Annotated in this window: 17 protein-coding genes and 1 pseudogene; 8 read left to right on the forward strand and 10 right to left on the reverse strand. The window is 40.5% G+C overall.

The window, feature by feature from the left end; all coding sequences use genetic code 11:
* The first annotated feature begins 80 nt into the window (after positions 1-80).
* Positions 81-2276 (forward strand): bifunctional diguanylate cyclase/phosphodiesterase, encoded by a 2196-nt coding sequence (locus FW757_RS18375; protein WP_182740731.1) that lies wholly within the window; start codon positions 81-83, stop codon positions 2274-2276.
* Between the two features lie 94 nt (positions 2277-2370).
* On the forward strand, positions 2371-4545 hold the full coding sequence (locus FW757_RS18380) for a YgiQ family radical SAM protein (RefSeq protein WP_145234682.1): 2175 nt from the start codon (positions 2371-2373) through the stop codon (positions 4543-4545).
* 67 nt (positions 4546-4612) lie between these two features.
* On the opposite strand, the gene FW757_RS18385 is transcribed toward FW757_RS18380, so the two are convergent.
* The 3 genes from FW757_RS18385 to coaBC form a co-directional block, all read right to left on the reverse strand.
* A complete protein-coding gene (locus tag FW757_RS18385; protein ID WP_446441547.1) occupies positions 4613-7387 on the reverse strand; it encodes a prolyl oligopeptidase family serine peptidase in 2775 nt (924 codons plus the stop codon).
* Between the two features lie 157 nt (positions 7388-7544).
* Complete coding sequence (gene slmA, locus FW757_RS18390) at positions 7545-8132, reverse strand: nucleoid occlusion factor SlmA (RefSeq protein ID WP_182718344.1); 588 nt, start codon at positions 8130-8132, stop codon at positions 7545-7547.
* A gap of 115 nt (positions 8133-8247) precedes the next feature.
* Complete coding sequence (gene coaBC, locus FW757_RS18395) at positions 8248-9465, reverse strand: bifunctional phosphopantothenoylcysteine decarboxylase/phosphopantothenate--cysteine ligase CoaBC (RefSeq protein ID WP_179959239.1); 1218 nt, start codon at positions 9463-9465, stop codon at positions 8248-8250.
* Between the two features lie 153 nt (positions 9466-9618).
* On the opposite strand from coaBC, the gene radC reads away from it, so the two are divergent.
* The 3 genes from radC to rpmG all read left to right on the forward strand — a co-directional run bounded on the left by radC (position 9619) and on the right by rpmG (position 10974).
* Entirely contained in the window at positions 9619-10293 is a 675-nt protein-coding gene (radC, locus tag FW757_RS18400) for a RadC family protein (RefSeq protein ID WP_169020545.1), read from the forward strand.
* Between the two features lie 277 nt (positions 10294-10570).
* On the forward strand, positions 10571-10807 hold the full coding sequence (gene rpmB, locus FW757_RS18405) for a 50S ribosomal protein L28 (protein ID WP_004335549.1): 237 nt from the start codon (positions 10571-10573) through the stop codon (positions 10805-10807).
* Between the two features lie 11 nt (positions 10808-10818).
* The gene (gene rpmG / locus FW757_RS18410; RefSeq protein ID WP_004335545.1) at positions 10819-10974 is read left to right on the forward strand and encodes a 50S ribosomal protein L33; all 156 of its coding nucleotides are present in this window, start codon (positions 10819-10821) and stop codon (positions 10972-10974) included.
* Between the two features lie 251 nt (positions 10975-11225).
* On the opposite strand, the pseudogene FW757_RS18415 reads toward rpmG, so the two are convergent.
* The 3 genes and pseudogenes from FW757_RS18415 to FW757_RS18425 all read right to left on the reverse strand — a co-directional run bounded on the left by FW757_RS18415 (position 11226) and on the right by FW757_RS18425 (position 13487).
* Positions 11226-11753: pseudogene (locus FW757_RS18415) on the reverse strand (GGDEF domain-containing protein).
* A 124-nt stretch (positions 11754-11877) separates the two neighbouring features.
* Positions 11878-12351: a hypothetical protein gene (locus tag FW757_RS18420; protein WP_446441548.1), complete on the reverse strand. Its 474-nt coding sequence runs from the start codon at positions 12349-12351 to the stop codon at positions 11878-11880.
* Positions 12352-12560: 209 nt separating this feature from the next.
* The gene (locus FW757_RS18425; RefSeq protein ID WP_446441549.1) at positions 12561-13487 is read right to left on the reverse strand and encodes a manganese-dependent inorganic pyrophosphatase; all 927 of its coding nucleotides are present in this window, start codon (positions 13485-13487) and stop codon (positions 12561-12563) included.
* A gap of 172 nt (positions 13488-13659) precedes the next feature.
* Here FW757_RS18425 and FW757_RS18430 point away from each other — a divergent pair, with 172 nt between their 5' ends.
* Both FW757_RS18430 and mutM read left to right on the forward strand, forming a co-directional pair.
* Entirely contained in the window at positions 13660-14178 is a 519-nt protein-coding gene (locus tag FW757_RS18430; protein WP_145234706.1) for a hypothetical protein, read from the forward strand.
* A 1-nt stretch (position 14179) separates the two neighbouring features.
* A complete protein-coding gene (mutM, locus tag FW757_RS18435) occupies positions 14180-14989 on the forward strand; it encodes a bifunctional DNA-formamidopyrimidine glycosylase/DNA-(apurinic or apyrimidinic site) lyase (RefSeq protein ID WP_145234708.1) in 810 nt (269 codons plus the stop codon).
* A 72-nt stretch (positions 14990-15061) separates the two neighbouring features.
* On the opposite strand, the gene FW757_RS18440 is transcribed toward mutM, so the two are convergent.
* The 4 genes from FW757_RS18440 to FW757_RS18455 are packed head-to-tail and all read right to left on the reverse strand — an operon-like array spanning position 15062 to position 18596.
* On the reverse strand, positions 15062-15562 hold the full coding sequence (locus tag FW757_RS18440; protein ID WP_182731300.1) for a DUF3299 domain-containing protein: 501 nt from the start codon (positions 15560-15562) through the stop codon (positions 15062-15064).
* A gap of 10 nt (positions 15563-15572) precedes the next feature.
* Positions 15573-16823, reverse strand: coding sequence for an ABC transporter permease (locus FW757_RS18445; protein WP_446441550.1), 1251 nt, complete (start codon positions 16821-16823; stop codon positions 15573-15575).
* Positions 16820-17509, reverse strand: a complete 690-nt coding sequence (locus FW757_RS18450) for an ABC transporter ATP-binding protein (protein ID WP_446441551.1) — start codon at positions 17507-17509, stop codon at positions 16820-16822. The genes FW757_RS18445 and FW757_RS18450 overlap by 4 nt, the downstream gene beginning before the upstream one ends.
* Positions 17510-17522: 13 nt before the next feature.
* Positions 17523-18596: a CDP-glycerol glycerophosphotransferase family protein gene (locus tag FW757_RS18455; RefSeq protein ID WP_446441552.1), complete on the reverse strand. Its 1074-nt coding sequence runs from the start codon at positions 18594-18596 to the stop codon at positions 17523-17525.
* 214 nt (positions 18597-18810) lie between these two features.
* On the opposite strand from FW757_RS18455, the gene FW757_RS18460 reads away from it, so the two are divergent.
* Positions 18811-19917, forward strand: coding sequence for a phosphoribosylaminoimidazolesuccinocarboxamide synthase (locus FW757_RS18460; protein WP_446441553.1), 1107 nt, complete (start codon positions 18811-18813; stop codon positions 19915-19917).
* The last annotated feature ends 10 nt before the right edge of the window (positions 19918-19927 follow it).

The raw sequence follows: 19927 nt of genomic DNA on the forward strand, positions 1-19927 counted from the left end.
AGTGATAACTTATTAGTCAATAACTGAATTGTCTCAATATTAAATGATGGCGCGTAATATTTGAATTTAAAGGATTTGGAATGACGTCAGAACACAATGATTTTTTGTTTTTTAACCATGAAGATGAGCCTCATGAAGAGGTTGTGCCCAAAGATTACTGGGATGTTCTGATTGTTGATGACGATCCTGAAATTCACACTGTAACAGAACTAGCACTCTCAGGCGTCGAGTTTTGGGGAAGAACACTGCGTTTTCATCATGCTTATTCTGGCGCTGAAGCAGTTGAAGTGTTAGCTAATACTAATAATGTGTCGGTATTACTGTTAGATGTAGTCATGGAATCCGATGATGCGGGTTTAAAAGTAGTTAAAGAGGTACGTGATACGCTGAAAAATCATAACGTACGAATTATCTTACGAACGGGTCAGCCTGGATATGCGCCTGAAGAACAGGTGATCCGAGAATATGATATCAATGATTATAAAACTAAAACCGAACTTACCCGCAGTAAGCTAGTTACCTCGTTAGTTACAGCTATTCGCTCATACGAACAAGTTTGCCAACTTGAATATCAAAGCAAAGCGTTAAATAATATTCTGTTAGCCTCAAAGGCAATTTTAGGTTTTACCGACATTAAAGCATTTACTATGGCGGTGATTAAGCAGCTCTCGGTAATTTTAGATTGTGCGCCAAGGGGGGTTGTGTGTGGCAGTCTGGATGATAGTTATCAAGTTCAAGTGTTGGGTGGTTGCGCTGAGTTTAGTGCTTTTATTGGCCAAGGTGTAGAACAACTTGATGATGGGCGGATTATTTTGCAAGTGCAAAATTGTTTTGAGTTTGGCGAACATCAGCACACTGAGCACGACACTACGTTTTTATTGAAAAGTAAAAATCGTCAGGCTGCTATTTACTTAGAGTACGTTAGCCAACCAAGCTTAACACAATTGCAATTTGCTGAAATTTTCTTAACAAACGTCAGTGTAGGCTTAGATAACGTCAGACTTTTTAATAAACTCAGAGATGCAGCCTACAAAGATGTGTTAACAGGTCTTGCCAATAGAACTGATTTTATTGAACAAATTGAAAAGTATCATCGATTAAATAGTAACGAGTATCTATTTATTCTAATTGATGTCGCTCATTTTTCAGACATCAACAATGGTCTGGGTCAAGAAGTGGGTAATCACTTACTTACATCAATCGTTGAGCGACTCAAACAAGAATACCCAAACGCTAAATTACTGTCACGGATTGGTGCAGATGTATTTGGTTTTTTAATTGAGCGCGATGGATTTGATCTAAACGAATTAAGTGAAAATTTAAGCTTACCGTTTGCAGCAGCAGAGCATCTGTTACCGGTTAATTTTAAAATTGGTTTGTGCGAGCAACTGGACTTTCAAACCACCGGTATTGAAACACTTAAGCTTGCGTATATTGCACTCAATCACGCTAAAAAAGGTAATCAGGGGAATGCTGTTTGTTATACACCCGATATGGAAGAGCAAATGGCTTGGCGATTAGGGATTATTCGCCAGCTTCGCCAAGACTTTGAAAATAATAAATTGGAAGTATGGTATCAACCGCAATTGGCGTTTAGTGATTTGTCATTAAAAGGCTGTGAAGCATTACTACGTTGGCCATCGGGACAAGGTAACTATATTTCTCCTGCGATTTTTGTACCACTTGCTGAAGATGCCGGGCTAATTGTTGAGATTGGTCAATGGGTATTGGAGCAGGCTTGTCAGCAGCAAAAACGTCTTGAGGTTCAAGGTGTTGAAATTTGTATTGCGGTCAATGTGTCGGTACCGCAATTTAAGGTGAAAGGCTACGCACAACAAGTCAAAGATACTTTGCGAAAATATCAGGTAAACCCAAAAAATATTGAATTAGAAGTTACCGAAAGTGTGGTGATGGATGATCTCTCGATGGTGATTGAAACACTGCAAGATCTAAAAGAGTTTGGTATTGAAGTGGCGATAGATGATTTTGGTACTGGTTTTTCATCACTGAGTTATTTGCAAAAGTTACCGTTGGATAGGTTGAAAATAGATCGTGCATTTGTCAAAGACTTACCCGAAAAAGACAGCGGCGCAATTGCCAAGCTGGTTATAGCTCTTGGCGCGCAGCTCGGATTAAAAACGATTGCAGAAGGTGTTGAAACACAAGCACAAGCTGATTTTCTTAAGCAATTGGGTTGTGATGAAGTGCAAGGTTTTATGTACGCTAAACCGATGCCTGAAGTTGAGCTTATTCAATATATTGAAAGTAAAAAATAATATTATGTTTGATGCCAGTGTAAATAGCTAATATCGCTTGGTGATTAATTCGGGTATACTCTGCGACCTTTTTTAAAGCAATTGGTTACTTTATATGAGCGCACTTAAAGCCAAGCGAGCGTTATTCTCATACCCTAAATATTGGGCTGAGTGTTACGGCACAGCACCATTTTTACCAACTACACGCGAAGAGATGGATGCCCTTGGCTGGGATAGCTGCGATATCATCATTATCAGTGGTGATGCTTATGTAGATCACCCCAGCTTTGGTATGGCGGTAATTGGTCGTGTACTTGAAGCACAAGGTTTTAGGGTCGGTATTATCGCTCAGCCAGAATGGGATTCGAAAGATGCCTTTATGGCTCTTGGTAAGCCTAACTTATTTTTTGGTGTGACTGCCGGTAACATGGACTCGATGATCAACCGCTATACGGCTGAAAAGCGTATGCGCCATGATGATGCCTACACGCCCGGTAATGTGGGTGGCAAGCGTCCTGATCGTGCGGTGATGATTTACTCACAACGATGCCGCGAAGCCTACAAAGGTGTGCCAATTGTAATAGGTGGTATCGAAGCCAGCTTACGTCGAATTGCCCATTATGATTACTGGCAAGAAAAAGTTCGCCGTAGTATTTTATTTGATGCCAAAGCCGATATTCTTATTTACGGTAATGCTGAGCGACCATTAATAGAAGTTGCTCATCGTATTGCCGCCGGCGAAACGATGGATACCATTCAAGATATCCGTGGTACGGCGGTTATTCGTAAAGAGCCATTACCGGGCTGGCGTGGTAGTGATTCCACCGCGATTGATAAAATTGGTAAAATTGACCCAATTCCAAACCCATATGGTGCGGATGATGTGGGTTGTAGCAAAAGCGAATTTAAAAAAGCGGGTATTGATTTACAAGCTGAAGCGGCAAAACCAATTACCATTCAGCCAGCGCGTCCTAAACCTTGGGAAAAAACCTACGTTAAGCTACCTGCGTTTGAGCAAGTGAGTGTTAATAAACCACTGTACGCTCATGCATCACGTATTTTACATCAAGAAACGAACCCAGGTTGTGCTCGAGCGTTATTCCAACGCCATGGCGATCGCTCTATTTGGGTTAACCCACCTGCGTATCCGCTTGAAACACATGAAATGGATGCGGTGTTTGGATTGCCTTATCAGCGAGTTCCGCATCCAAGTTATGGTACTGCAAAAATCCCCGCTTACGACATGATCAAAACCTCAGTTAATATTATGCGAGGTTGTTTTGGTGGCTGTAGTTTCTGTTCAATTACTGAGCATGAAGGACGGATAATTCAAAGTCGTTCACAAGAATCGATTATTGAAGAAATCGAACAAATTCGTGACAAAGTACCAGGGTTTACTGGGGTTATTTCGGACCTTGGTGGGCCAACTGCAAACATGTATAAACTGCGTTGTAAGAGCAAAAAAGCTGAGAGTACCTGCCGACGTTTATCGTGTGTATATCCTGATATTTGTAAGCATATGGATACCGACCATACACCGACTATCGAGTTGTATAAAAAGGCTCGTGAAGTTAAGGGTATTAAAAAAATCCTAATAGCCTCTGGTGTTCGCTACGATTTAGCTGTGCAAGACCCTCGTTACGTCAAAGAACTCGTAACCCATCATGTTGGTGGTTATTTAAAAATTGCGCCTGAGCATACCGAAGACGGGCCATTATCTAAGATGATGAAACCAGGCATGGGCGCATATGATCAGTTTAAAGAGCTTTTTGATAAATATTCAAAAGAAGCAGGGAAAAAGCAGTACCTGATCCCTTATTTTATTTCTGCGCATCCTGGCACTAAAGACGAAGACATGGTGAACATGGCGTTGTGGTTAAAGTCGAATGATTTTAAACTAGATCAAGTGCAAAATTTTTATCCGTCACCAATGGCTAATGCCACCACTATTTATCACACTGGGATGAACTCGCTGCGTAATATTAAAAATAATACTGAGCAAGTACCGGTACCAAAAGGCGCGCGTCAACGTCGTTTACATAAAGCGATATTGCGTTATCACGATCCAGCAGGTTGGCCGATGATCCGTGAAGCACTGCGTAGTATGGGCAAAGCTAAGTTGATTGGTAAAGGTCCAAACTGCTTAGTGCCAGAAGAAACCCGTGACGAAAAATCGCTTAAAGCAGGTAAAGGCGGGCGTCCAGCGCTTAGTCGTCACACCGGATTTAGCCAGTTTAAAAAAGCCAATACCAAACCTAAGGTTGGCGGTAATCGTCAGCGGGCTAGGTAGTTTTAGGTAAATAAAAAACGCCCAGCATTTGCTGGGCGTTTTAGTTTATGGCTGCTTATTCTTCAGCTTATTCTTCAATGAAAGCTTCGCCTTCGGTCATCCACTTAGCGGCAGGCTTGCCTTTTAAGTAGTGATCAAAGTACTGCATCATCCGAATTGAAAAATCCACTTGGTTAGGGAATTTCTTTAAGTGGTGTGGTTCACCTTCATACTGCAAAAACGTCGCATCTTTGCCTGCACGGCGCAGCGCTAAATAATACTGTACGCCTTCGTGCCATGGTACAGCATCATCTTTATCACCAAACATAATTAAGATTGGTGTATTTACTTTATCAGCGAAGAATACCGGTGAGTTTTCGATGTAAAGCTCTGGCGCTTCAAACAAGGTTTTACCGATACGGCTTTGCCCAGTTTCATATTGGAACTGACGCGCTAATCCAGATTTTAAGCGAATACCGCTGTAAGCGCTGGTCATGTTTGACACGGGCGCACCCGATACTACCGCTTTGAACATATCAGTTTGGGTGATCATAAAGGCACTTTGATAGCCCGCCCATGAATGCCCTTGTAAGCCAATTTTATCAGGGTCAGCGATACCTAAATCAATCAGCTTTTGGGTGGCGTTGATCATGGTTTGCGTTGATGATTTACCTGGGTGACCAATTTCAAAGCGAATATCAGGTAAGAAAATCGCGTAACCGTTCGAAGTAAACATTGGGAAGTTAGGGCGGTGGTTTAATTCCATTTTAGGGAAATCAAACATGCGTTGACTCATATAACGGTAAAAATACACCACCACTGGCACTTTATCGCCCTTTTTATAGCCCGCAGGCTTTATCAATACGCCTTGTAAGTCTTCACCATCGAAGCCTTTATAGCTAATTAGCTCCGGTTTTTGCCCCCACGCAAAGTCGTTAACTTGTGGGTTTAAGTTAGTAACGCGTTGTGGCTTTTTAAAGCTAAAATCAGTTTGATAAAAGTCAGGGAACTGCTGATAAGTTTGCTCAGTGAATAGGTATTTATCGGCATTTTTAGCTTTTTTTACCACGTCAAAACGTTTTTTACCGCTTAATACTTTGCTGATCGAGTTATCAGCAAGATTGAGTTTTGCTATTTCAGTTTGCTTTTGCTGTAAGTTTGTAGCACTTAGCAACAATGTATCGTCTTTTTTAAAGCCTACTTGGTCTTTATCAAGTTTGATGACTCGATATTGCGTGTTGTTTTCTTTGCCTTGTGTAAGGCGTGTGGCTTTGAGAGTTTTAACGTCAAATGCCCAGATATCGTATTTGCTATATACCAGCACTTGGCTGCTATCAGTTAACCAACCGGCAAAACCATAACCCGGTTGAGTTGAAGGGTAATCGTGCTGATCATCAGCGAACGTTGCTTTAATCGCTGTTGTTAAGGTACTGACTTTATTGTTACCTAAGTCTTTGAGTTGCACTTGGCTATTTTCAAAGTAAGCAGCAAATTGTCCACTGGGTGATAGGCTGGGCCTAAACGGGTAATCACTGATAATCGCTTTACGCTCACCATTTTGCACATTGACTGCATAGTAGTCAGCAAAAAAACCGCCATACATAATACGTTTAAGATAAGGTAAATTTGAAGAACCAAGTAACGCAGTGCGATTGTTGGTATTGAGTGCCACATCTGGCATGTCAGTGTTACTTAGTTGCGCAACTTGTTTGCCATTAAGATGGTAAACGGCTTGATAATGACGATTTTTATTGCTCTCGTTCCATTGTTGCTCTTCGCGGGGTTTAATTTCGGCATCGTTGTTATGCCAAACGTGAAGGCCTTTTTGGTCGCGTATCGTATCGTAATCAAATAACGAGGCTTGATCGGTGTATTTCTTTTCTTTAATTTTTTCCGCTAACTTAGGGTGATTTTCAAAGTACAGGCGTTCACCGTCTTCAGACCAGCTCAATTTTGCTGTTTTACCAATAGTCCAATCTTTTTCAGGAGCAGCAATATTTGTAAGCTGTTCGTTTTGCCACAGTTTTAGCTGATGATCGCGACGGCGCATATCGTCATTTACATAATTACCCAGTGTAAATGCGGCAATATTCTTAGTTGGATGCCACACTATTTTGTTTGCAACAACGCCTGGTTCATCAATTAATACACTCGTATCAAATGTTTGGTTTAATGTAATTAATGCTACTTGGTTATCGTTACCGTCAGGATAGCTTTGGCTGACAAGAAGCTCGCTGCCAAATGTATTGATTGCGTAACTAAATACGCTATTTACTGTATGAGTTGTTTTGTCTTTTAAATTTACAACAATGAGCTCAAACGCTTTATCTTTTTTATCAGGTTTGATTTCACTGGTTTTAGCGGTGTTTTTTGTGTCATCAATATCTTTACTATCAGCGTCTTTATCTGCTTTTTCATCAAAGCGATAAGCTAACCAGTTACCATCATCAGAGAGCTGGTAATCTTTTACGTTCTCAAAAACTTGTTGTTCCCCCGTTATTGTATTAACGAGTACTAGATTGTTTTTTAAGGTGTCTTTCTTTTTTGTGGTTTCTTTTTCAAGCAAAGTAGGGACTTGGGTGAATGCTACCCAGTTAGCTGCTTTGTTGATCTGAGGTTTAGTGCCGCGCTCAATTTCTGCAAGTAATTTATTATTGTTTAAGGTATAGACTTGGCCTGTTGCATCGCCACGGTATGGGGTTGCACTAAAGCTCAGTACTTCACCATTTTCAGATAATTGCGTTGTTTTAGCTGCTTTGAAATCGAATACATCTTTAAATTGTAGCGGCTCTTTTGCGGATGCCATGGCACTGCCAAGGCTTGCAACCAGTGCTACGCTGAGTAGGGAAAGTTGTGCTTTCATTGTTACTTCTCGTTTTGTTTCATCTGCATCATCATAACGAGTTTGTTCAACAATTCGAGTAGAAACGATAAGCGGTCGAAAATAAAGGTTGAAAGTAACATTTATAAAAAAACCTTGTAGGAAAACCGACAAGGTTGATAATTTTAGGAGCTAGGAGTTAAAGCCATATTTTTTGTAATTCTAACCACTGTTTTTCAAATTGCGCGCTAGGTTTTGCTTTAAAGTCACTGCGGACAAATTGGTTCATCTTGCCTTCAATGTAGGCAAGTAAAAAGTTGGCAATGGTTAACTCATCACTTTGAAAGGTTTTACCTTCGCGAAGTTTACGCTCGCGTAGTACTTGTTTTAGTTGTGTTTCAAGCTTTTCAAACAAGCTTTGTACACGCTCACGCAAGCGTTCTTGTTCACCTTGCAAGGCGTCGCCGGTCAAAATACGAGTGATCCCCGGATTTTTCTCAGCAAATGCCAGTAGTAGCAATAAAATATTATAGATACGGCTTTGAGTTTCTTTTTCGTTTTCAAGAATGAGATTTATGCGCGACAACAAAGTGTCTTCAATAAACTCTATTAAGCCTTCAAACATCCGTGCTTTACTCGGGAAATGACGATAAAGCGCAGCTTCAGAAACGCCTACCTCAGCAGCTAATTTTGCTGTGGTGATACGTTGACCTAGGCTGGTTTCTAACATTTGTGCGAGTGCTTGTAGTATTTGCTCTTTGCGATTACTTCTTTTTGTCGCAGGCATGAACATTCCTTTCTTTATAATTATTTACTTAGCTTTTGGCGGCTACTTATCACTCACTTTTTGAGCAAGCGATAAGGGCTATGTTAATGTTTTATTCAGTTTCTTTCCAGCCTTTTTACAATCGTTTAGCAAGCTCACTCATTACACTCAGTGCTAATGCGCTTTTGGTATCGACGGGCAGTTCTTTTTGTTCATTATGCCAGAACAGTGTTAAAGCATTATGATCTGAATTAAAACCAAGGCCCGTTTGTGATACATCGTTAGCGCAGATCATATCGAGGTTTTTATTGCTGAGTTTGCCTTTCGCATAGCTTGCGACATCTTGAGTTTCTGCGGCAAAGCCAACTGTATATGGGCGACCCTCTGTAAGGCTAGCAACTGCGGCAATTACATCTGGATTTTTAACTAAAGTGAGAGTCAGTTCATCGCCTTGTTTTTTCATTTTTTGCTCGGCTATCGCTGCGGCGCGATAATCGGCAACCGCGGCGCAACCAATAAAAGCATCCGATTTGGGAGCAAAAATAAGTGATTGTTCAAGTAGTTGCTCAGCGGTCTCAATGTTTATTAGGTTTACACCTGGTGGTGGCGCAATTGTTACCGGACCTGAAATCAGGTTAACCGTTGCACCTAAACTAACTGCCGCATGTGCAAGCCCAAAGCCCATTTTCCCAGAGCTGTGATTTGATATAAAACGCACCGGATCAAGTGGCTCACGAGTTGGCCCTGCGGTGATTGTAATTGTTTTACCAGCTAGTAGTTGCGGTTGCGAAGGTTGCGTGCATAGTGCCACTAACTGATGTGGTTCAAGCATTCGCCCTGCACCTACATCACCACATGCTTGTTCACCCTTACCTGGGCCCCAAATTGCAATGCCACGCTGTTTTAAAGTTGCTAGGTTAGCTTGAGTTGCTGGGTGGGCATACATTTGTTGATTCATTGCAGGCGCCACTGCTACTTTTGCGGGGGTTGCCAGCAATAGAGTGGTGAGTAAATCATCTGCAATGCCGACTGCCATTTTTGCGATGATATTAGATGTGGCAGGAGCGACTAATATTAAATCAGCCCATTTAGCAAATTCAATATGGCCCATAGCGGCTTCAGCAGATGGATCGAGCAAAGAGTCTGAGACCATTTCACCACTTACGGCCTGCATGGTAAGCGGAGTAATAAAGTGCTTAGCTGACTCAGTCATCACCACTTTGACATCACAACCATGATCTTTTAAACGTCTAACAAGTTCGGCGCATTTGTAGGCGGCAATACCACCGCTGATACCAAGTACAATTTTTTTATTTACTAATTCTGTCGCTAAATTGGTCATTAACTTTGTCATACTCTGATAAAACTGTTTGTCGATATGCGCTAACGATAGCAAATCTTTGCCTTGGGGACGAAGTTTTAATATGGAATTTATTCGCAGTTTTACAGGCGAAATTTTATTTTTGCATTACAGTTAAATTATAAATCATTTTTCAGGGACGAAATAATGCAGCTCACCTCTTTACCAAGTAGCCAGCGACCACGCGAAAAGTTATTGGCGAAAGGGGCTAAGTCGTTAAGCGATGCCGAGTTATTAGCGATATTTTTGCGAACGGGTTTGCCGGGCATGAATGTAGTTGAGTTAGCACAACATTTAATGACACAAAATCAAACACTGCATAACTTATTTAATGCATCAATCGATGATTTTTGTGCACAAAAAGGACTGGGCACAGCAAAATTTGTGCAACTTCAAGCAGTACTGGAGTTGAGTCGTCGTTATATGATGGAGCAATGCCAGCGCGAAGCAGTATTTAATTCACCGCAATCAGTATATGACTATTTAACGATTGAGCTGCGAGGCTTGCAGCAAGAAGTGTTTATGGTGTTGTATTTAGATAGTCAGAATCGCTTAATTAAAGAAGAAACACTTTTTTATGGCACTATTAATGCGGCATCTGTTTACCCAAGAGAAGTCGTCAAAGCGGCTTTAAAAAATAACGCTGCGGCACTTATTCTGGCTCATAATCATCCATCAGGTATTGCTGAACCAAGCCAAGCTGATAAATTAATTACCACTAAATTGCAGCAAGCTTTGCAATTAGTCGATATAAATATTTTAGATCACATCGTTGTTGGGGGAGATAATTGTGTTTCGTTTGCAGAACGAGGCTTGATTTAAGCGTATTCAAATCACTAAGCGTGTTAAAAATGAGCGGTTTAGTGCTTATTTGCAAATTAGTTTAATTTAAATGCAGTTTTTACTTTCCCTAAGGGCATTCGATCTTTATAATTAGCCGCTATCAAATTTACACATGAGCTGGTTGGATTAGATCAATCACTTGATCTTTGCCTGTATAAGCTGTATAAAGAGCGCCCTTCGATTTATCCCTGGGGCACAAAATACATAGCCTAGGGGACAAATTAAGCTCGAGCGAAGTTATTGGAGATATATAGACATGTCTAAAGTATGTCAAGTTACAGGTAAGCGTCCTGCGGTTGGTAATCACCGTTCACACGCGAGAAACGCGACTAGACGTCGTTTCCTACCTAACCTACAAACACACCGTTTTTGGGTTGAAAGTGAAAAACGTTTTGTAACATTACGCACTACTACTAAAGGTATGCGTATTATCGATAAAAAAGGCATCGACACGGTTCTTACTGAAATCCGTGCTCGCGGCGTAAAAGTTTAAGGACCTGAGTCATGCGTGATAAGATCCGTTTAGTTTCTACAGCTGGTACTGGTTTTTTCTACACTACCGACAAGAACAAGCGTAACATGCCGGAAAAAATGGAAATCAAAAAGTTTGATCCAAAAATCCGTAAACATGTTCTTTTCAAAGAAGCTAAAATCAAGTAATTTTAGTTTTCTATGAATATCAAAAACCCAGCTTAGGCTGGGTTTTTTGTTTTTCAAATGCGTAGTTTTTCCGTTCTCGAATCACAGATTATACCAATCGTTTTAAGTTACTGACCATTTATAGCGACAGAAAAATACAGTGATAACAAGGCAGAAATTTTGACATGTAGTTGTTCTACATGAAAAATTACTAACGCAGTTAGCGCTTTATTTAGCGCGCTAGAATAGTTAAATATTTAAGTCGATTGGTATTATTCGTTTATATCATCGTCGACTAATTTTAAAAATGTGTCATAACAGGTAACATGTGCGTTGTTATCGTTGATGCAAACTAAATTTCGGCCGTGATGTTTAGCAAAGTAGAGTGCCTTATCAGCTCGCTCTAATACTTTTAAAACGCTATCATTACTCTTTTGTATAGCGGTTACCCCAAGGCTGATAGTGATAGGCATATTGGCAACTGTATTTGAGCTAATTAAACTCCTTAATTCATTCGCTTGCTTTGCTGCATCCAACAAAGCAGTGTTGAGTAATATTATTACAAACTCTTCACCACCCCAACGAGCGATTAACGCTTACTCACCTATTTTTTGCTGCAACAGATGGGCAAACTCTTTTAGTACTTTATCGCCAACTAAATGCCCGTGGGTATCATTAATTTTTTTGAAATAGTCTATATCACACATAAGTAAACAATGAGATGTTTGAGAGTGCTCGCTTTTAGTTATTAATGCCGATAACTCTGCATCAAATTTTTGTCTGTTATATAACTCAGTCAACTTGTCTGTTTCTGCTAACTTTTTAATTTCGTCATTAAGGTTAGATAAGTTTTGATACGCTAACGAACGTGTTTTTTCGTAAAATCTAAAAATTAGAATATGAGCGATACTGACTTCGATAGTGTTAAATAATGATCCTAACCCTATGGTTATTGTTTATTGTTTGTTGTTGCTGTGTATAAATTAAGTATGCACAAATAGAGAATGCAATTGCGCTGATGATGCTTCCCCGTTTTCTGCCTATTAAAAAAAATGCAATAGGGGGGATAAGCGTAGCCCATAATATTGAGAATGGATTTCCGCCTACCGAAATTATAAATAATATAGCTAAGCTGCTAGCCATTAATGTAACAGCCCATGCGGTTACATTAACGTTGCCAGATTTGTAAAACCAGAAATAAATAGTTAATGAGATAACAAGTCCTAAACAGTCAATTAAGGCAAGGTCTAATTGCTCGAAATAGAAAACATTGAGTACTGTTAAAATGAAAAAGTAAGCTGTTGAAAATAATAAAAAATGGGCGATTAAACGTGCTCGCCAAAAATCTTTGTGATCCTTTGCAAATTGCGGAGACTTACTGTACCAAAACCCTAACATAAATGAATATTACCTAATTATTTATGATGTTAAGTATTACTTATTTGCAGAGTCCTGTGTAGCACAAATATTAACTGATAAGTTTTAGGTATAAAAAAACCTTGCAGGAAAAACCCACAAGGTTAATATTTTTAGCACCTAGCACCTAGCACCTAGCACCTAGCACCTAGCACCTAGCACCTAGCACCTAGCACCTAGCACCTAGCACGTTAAAGCTTTGCAAATGCATCTTGCAGTGGTGGTACTACTTGCTTTTTACGGCTCAGTACGCCGTCTAGCCATGCTTTTCCGTCTTTGGGCGTTACACCATAAGCAGTTTCAACTAGTGTTGCATCGTCAGATACGATCAGCATTTGTGAGCCTTCTTTCATGATGTCGGTAAGTAATAAGAATACCGAGTGGCGTCCACCTTCTTCTTTAAGCTTAGCAATATCAGCTTCAAGGTCTGCTTTAATATCATCAAATACCGCTAGATCGATAACTTCTAATTGACCAATACCAACTAGTTTACCGTTCATGTTGAAGTCTTTAAAATCACGCATTACTAAATCACGCGCTGGAGTATTCTCAACCGCTGACTTAACACGGAACATATCCATGCCTAATTCTTTAAAGTCTTCGATGCCGGCAATTTCAGCAAGCGCTTCAACACATTTAATATCAGCTGTGGTGCAGGTTGGTGATTTGAAAATAACCGTATCACTTAAAATTGCACACATCATGATGCCTGCAATGTCTTTTGGAATTTCAACATTGTAGAAGTCATACATCATTTTAATGATAGTGTTTGAGCAGCCAACAGGGCGGATCCAGCATTCAAGAGGTGTAGAGCTGGTTAAATCGCCTAGTTTATGGTGATCAACAACGCCAACAACGCGAGCTTGATCGATATCATCAGGTGCTTGCGTTTTTTCGGTATGGTCAACGATGTAAACATCGTCACCGGCATAACTTAATTTTAGCTCTGGTGCTTCAAAGCCGAATTTATCAAGAATAAACTGCGTTTCAGGTGATATTTCACCAAGACGAGTTGGAATTGCTGGTTCTTCGATTTGGTTTTTCAAATATGCGAGTGCGATTGCACCACAAATAGAATCTGAATCTGGGATTTTATGACCCACTACATACATTGACATGACGGAACTCCTTAAATTTTGCCGTATTTTAGCAAAGTAATTTAACTTTGACACATTCGCGTTGGTGATTTTTTGTAATATTCAGTCTTAACAGTAGTTAAAAAATTCAACTGCCATTTTTATATGTTTTTGGTTACACTTTAACTAATTGAATCTTTTAGGAAGAACTCAAATGCAGTTAGGTCGCAGGGGCTGGAATAATGTGGTTATTTTTTCCATGCTGTTGATGATTTTCTTTTTTAATGGATTACATACAAAACTCAACAGTGGTTCAGAACAATCTAGTGTGCAAAGTGTATTGCCAGCGCAAAACTTTATTTTAGCTCTAGAGTTTCCCGATCAAAAAATAGAGCGCATAGGCACTTCTTGGCGCGCCACTGCATTAATCAATAATGCACCTGCTAGTTTTTGGCAAGCAACAACAGCAAACCTTGTGGCATTAGTAAATGAATGGCAGAGCATGCAATTGTCGGTCGCTGATAATCAGCAAGCATTCCATAATACCTCAGCTTTGACTGTAGCAACCGTATGGTTGGCAGGCGAGCAACTTCCTTGGTTGTATCAATTATATAGCGCACCACAAGGCTATTATTTATTAGATAAAAGCAACCAGCGCGTGTTATCACTTGATAAAGCAACTGCGCAGCGTTTATTCCCTAGTTTTAATTTTTCACAAAGTGAGCCTAAATAGTATGCCTGAATTACCAGAGGTTGAAGTTAGCCGAATGGGGATCACCCCACATATTTTGCAGCAAACAGTTACAAAGGTGAATATTCATAATCCGAATATGCGTTGGCCTGTGCCTGATGATGTGTACAAAATAGCTAACTTAGCTGTTTTAGCTGTTGAGCGTAGGGCAAAGTATTTGCTACTTGAGTGTGAACTGGGCAGCATTATTTTGCATTTAGGTATGTCGGGTAATTTACGAGTTGTTGAACAAAATGAGCCATTAAAAAAGCATGATCATATCGAGTTTATATTTGCCAACGGTAAAGCTCTTAGACTAAATGACCCACGCCGATTTGGTTGTTGTTTATGGCAAGCGCCCGGCGAATGCCATAGCTTACTGAGCAAACTGGGCCCTGAGCCACTCACTGATGAATTTACTGCTAAGCGCGTATATGAGCAGTCACGAAATAAGAAAGTGCCAATCAAACAATTTATTATGGATAACGCTGTGGTGGTTGGTGTGGGTAATATTTACGCTAACGAGTCTCTTTTTAAGGCCGGTATTCATCCAAAACGTGAAGCAGGAAAAGTATCACAAGCGCGCTATCAGCAATTAATCCCTATTATTAAAGATACTTTGGCTGCGGCTATCACCCAAGGTGGCACGACATTAAAAGACTTTGCCCAAAGTGATGGTAAACCAGGTTACTTTGCACAACAGTTATTAGTTTATGGCCGCAAAGGTGAGCCATGTATGGTATGTAAGAAAGCATTAACAGAAATTCGTTTAGGGCAACGTAGTACAGTGTACTGTAGTCAATGCCAAAAATAAGTTAAGGCATGTTGCACTTGAGAGCTGCTATTTGCAGCACTGGGAACAACACGCCTGAGGTATGTATCTGAGTTACAGCTCAAACGGTGCAACGCCGACGGCTGTCATTTTATAGCCCACTTGTGCAATGTCGCCACTCCAGGTTTCAGTGCTGATGACGCCGGTAACTACTATGGCATCGTACAAACTTTCAATTGGCACGCCGCCTTTAATTGTCACATGAACAATTTGATTCGGTGGTGGTGGTGGCACGTGGATGCAAGCACCAAAGTAAGGCACTAATAAAAACTCAGTAATCATTTCGCTGTCACCTTCAAGAGGTACTACAAACCCAGGTAAGCTGACTGATTGGCCATTGAGTTCCTTAACAATTGGTGCATCTAGATCAGGTTGCACCCAATTTTGCTCTGTACCTTCATGGCTAGCTTGATCTTGAGTATCTATTTGTACATGTCCCTTAGGAATTAAATCTTCCCAAAAAATTTCTTTTGGTTCATTGGCATAACTACTAAAATTATAACCAAAGCTAAAAATAACTAAGCAAAGCAAACTGAGCTTTTGAAAGTACTGCATGATATTCCTCTTAAATTTTAATGCTCATGCCATCAGACAATGAGTAAAAATAGGCGCGGGTGGCTGGTATCAAACCAACGATAAAGCCGGCCGCCATAATAGCGCCGATCAATACCAGTTCATAGCTCGATAGCATCGCAATGGTGATTGTGATGCCGGCATTACTTTGCAAGTAACCTGTGGCAAGAGACATTAATAAATAAAATAACCCACAACCTACTAGGCAACCTAAAAAGGTTATCAGTAGTGATTCTATGCTGATCAATGTGAATAAATGCCAAGGACGCGCACCGACAGAGCGTAAAATGGCCAATTCGCGGCGGCGTTGGTTAAGGCTGGCCAATAGGGTCGTTAGCATGCCTAGCAGACTCACGAGTACCACTACGATAGAAAACAGCAACAAGATTTTTTCAACAATTGTGAGCATTTCCCATAGCTCACGCAAAGTTACACCAGGCATGATGGCAAGCAACGCTTCAGGTTTGTACTGATTAATATTACGCCTTACTTGTAACGTATAAAGCGGAGAATCAAAACCAATTAAAAATGCAGTGATCTGCTTGGGTTCACCGATTAGATCATCATGCTGTTCATGTTCATGTTCATGTTCATGGCTGGTATGGTTACCGCTGTGGATCAGTTCAATAGCCGCTAATGGAATATGTAGGGTTTTATCAACTGGCGTGCCTGTCGCATCTAAAATGCCCACCACAGTGAAGGGATTATCATCATGATGATGAAAGCTGGTATTACCCATACCGTGTGAAATAACGATACTATCGCCCAGCGAATAGCCTAGCTTGGCTGCTACCTGCGCGCCCAGTACGACTTCATTTAAATGGGCGAAGGCGCGGCCTTGGCTAAACCTAAGCTGCTGCTTTTTAGCAAATTTATAATGTTGAAAATAATCAGCAGAAGTGCCCAGTACCGCTTGGCCTTTATGGCTGTCCCCTAGTGATAGCGGAATGGTCCAGTTGACGCCGCGTTGCTGTTTTATATATTGGTAGCTTTGCCAGCTAACGCCATTGTTAGCATGACCAATGCGAAAAACCGAAGACAATAACAGCTGTATATCTCCGGTACGAGCGCCAACAATTAGATCAGTACCAGAAATGGTATTACTAAAACTACTTTTGGCATCAACCCGCACACGCTCAATACTTAATAGCAGCATGACACTGATAGCAATAGTGAATAGGGTTAAGAATGCACTGGCGCGGCGGTTATATAGGCTGCTTATAGCAAGTTTTATTAGGATCATGAAACTTGCTCCTGTAACGCGATTAAATCAATGTTACGGTTAAACAAGGGTTGTAAGCTTTCATCGTGACTTACAAAGACGAGGGTGCTGTTAGCGGCTTGAGCTTGCTCGAACAGTAGCGTAATAAATGCTTGGCGGTTACGTGTATCAAGGGCTGAGGTTGGTTCATCGGCGATGATAAGCTCAGGGCTGCCAATAAAAGCCCGTGCCGCTGCAACCCGTTGTTGTTGGCCTATGCTTAAGCTAGCCACATTTTGCTGGTGTAATTGCTCGTCTAAGCCAAGTGCATTTAATAGCCGTGCCGCTTCTTTGTTGAGAGTAATGCTATTTACGAGTGCTTTTTTTTGCCGCTGTTTTGAAAATTGGCAACCTAATGTCACGTTTTCAATCGGCGATAAATAGGGCAATAAATTAAAGTTTTGAAAAATATAGCCAATATGATCAGCACGAAAAGCATCACGCTTACTGTTAGTTAGCTTGCTTAGTTCACAGCCAAAAATATTTAAGCTACCCGATGTTGGCCGATTTATCCCCGCAAGCAATGATAAGAACGTGGACTTACCGCAGCCGCTGGGGCCATGTAAAAATACATGTTCACCCTTAGCAATCCCAAGGGTTGCAATTGCTAAAGTGGGGTTGGCTTGTTGTTTTTGCCATTTAAAGACCAGATCAGTGAGGGTAATCATTGCGACCTATTTTCTACCAACGCCAATAGTTTAACTTTTTACGCATTTTAAAATTGCGAATTAAATTCAGCGGCTTGGCTTTAAGTTTTGGATTGGTCAATAATAATTCATTGGCTGCTGCAAGTACACGTTGACTCGATAAGCCGTCGTGGTAGGGATGAAGTTGTTGACAAAATTCATCGATGTCGCTCATTAATTGTGCTGGATATGTCAGCGCGTAATCAATAGCTGCTTCGACTTTATCCGGATCGGTGATATCAATTAAGTGCCTGCCAGGGTTCTGATTGCAAAAAGTCACCACAGGTTTTCGCTGTAAAATAAACATCAGTAGAATTGAGGACGTATCGCAGAGCATAATATCTGCCGCTTGCAGCAGTGGTAATACATTATCGGTTTCAATAAAGGTCAGGTTATTATTTTCAAGTGCTTGGTATTTAGCGACTAATTCGCTAGGCATTTTTGGATGAAACTGCATTAAAATACGCCACTTACCTTGCTCGCTAAAAGATTTAATTTGTTCATAAAGTTTTGGTGCAAGTGATAGTTTTCTTGAGAATGTTGAACAGATCAAGAGTGTTTTACGAGGATCATTGGTGTTTATATATTGGTTTTTAGTATTGCTATTAAAAAAAGGATCAAGTGTTGGCCAGCCGGTCTCTACCACTTTGAAAAAGTCATGCTTTTTCTCTAATTGCTGAAATGGATGTGTAGTATTTGGTCCCTGAGTACAGTAAAGATCAAAACAACCGCGTATCTTGAAGTGATCATTCTGGCCTTTACTGTTTAACTTGCCAGCATCAAAACCATGAAATATAGCGACTTTTAAGCCCGGAATAAATGTTGGAATAATATTCGCGGGTGCAAAAACAACGTCAGGACACCATTTTTTTATTTGCTCGATAGAGGTGAGGCTTAACTCATCGGAGGCTAAAAAATCAGGAGTTACATTATCGCCTTCTAAAAACCAACGTACTTGGCCACCATGAGCTAGAATCTCACTTTGTAATGGCCGTAAAATCGCATAAGAATAGTTTTGCGAAATATACATTAAGTATTTTTTTTGTTTTGTCGCTGCTAAATAATCCAAGTTCACCTCCTAGAATGAAATGGATTAGTATAGCGTTTTATTCCTTGTTACAGCAAAGTTGCAGTTTATTTATTTAAGTTACCCGTTTTAAGAACATGACGTTTGCTGTGGTGCTTTAATTGTGATTTCCCCCAGTCTCGATTATCATTAGCGGCTTATAACCCCATACCCATACGATCGCCCTTACAGGGCGTGCCATATACTCGGAGATAGCATGACTAGCTATAAAGTTTTAGACGTAAACGATGACTTACCAATACGCACAAAGGGCCCAGTTCACAGTGGTAAAGTTCGTTCAGTTTATTGGTTAACAGACGAAGACAGTACACGTTTGATCAGCGAAAAAGGCTATCAAGTACCTAAAGGTACTGAGCTGGCTATTATGGTAATTTCCGATCGTATCTCTGCCTTTGATTGTATTTGGCAAGGTGAAAATGGCCTAAATGGTGTACCAGGCAAAGGTATTGCGTTAAATACTGTTGCATCGCATTGGTTTAAGCTATTTGATCAAGCAGGTCTGGCGGGCAATCATATTGTTGATATTCCACATCCGTATGTATGGATTGTTCGTAAAGCCAGTACCGTAAAAGTAGAAGCAATTGCTCGTCAGTATATAACTGGCAGCATGTGGCGTGATTACAGCAAAGGTGTTCGTAATTTTTGTGGTTTAGAATTACCTGAAGGCTTAACCGCTAATCAGCAGTTAGATGATGTGTTAATTACGCCATCAACGAAAGGTATTATTACTGGCGTTGCAGATATTCCTGCTGTGGATGATGTAAATATTACTCGTGACAATATCACTAATAACTTAACTGTGTTTAACTTTAAGTCTGAAGATGATGTTACGCAATACGAAAAACTTCTTGTTGAAGGTTTTACCTTAATTAGCGCTGAGCTGGCTAAACTGGATCAAATCTTCGTCGATACAAAGTTTGAGTTTGGCTATGTAGAAGATATTGATGGTACTGATAAACTTATCTACATCGATGAAGTCGGTACGCCTGATTCATCGCGTATTTGGGATGGTGCTGCGTATCGTGATGGAAAAATTGTTGAGAACTCTAAAGAGGGGTTCCGCCAATTATTAATTAGTAATGTACCTGATAGCGATGTGTTACTGAATAAAGACCGTATGCCTGAGCGAGAGCAACTTGCTAAAGATTACATACTGCCTGAATCAGTTATGTTATCTGTGTCAGAAACATATGTTGGTATTGCCAGTAAAATAGTTGGCTACGATATCGCTATTCCAACAGATCCTCGCGCAGAGGTTATAACTATTTTGGATCAACAATATGGTTTGATTTCCAAGCTTTAGTCATTAGTTA

Source organism: Pseudoalteromonas sp. 1181_04, from assembly GCF_052850545.1.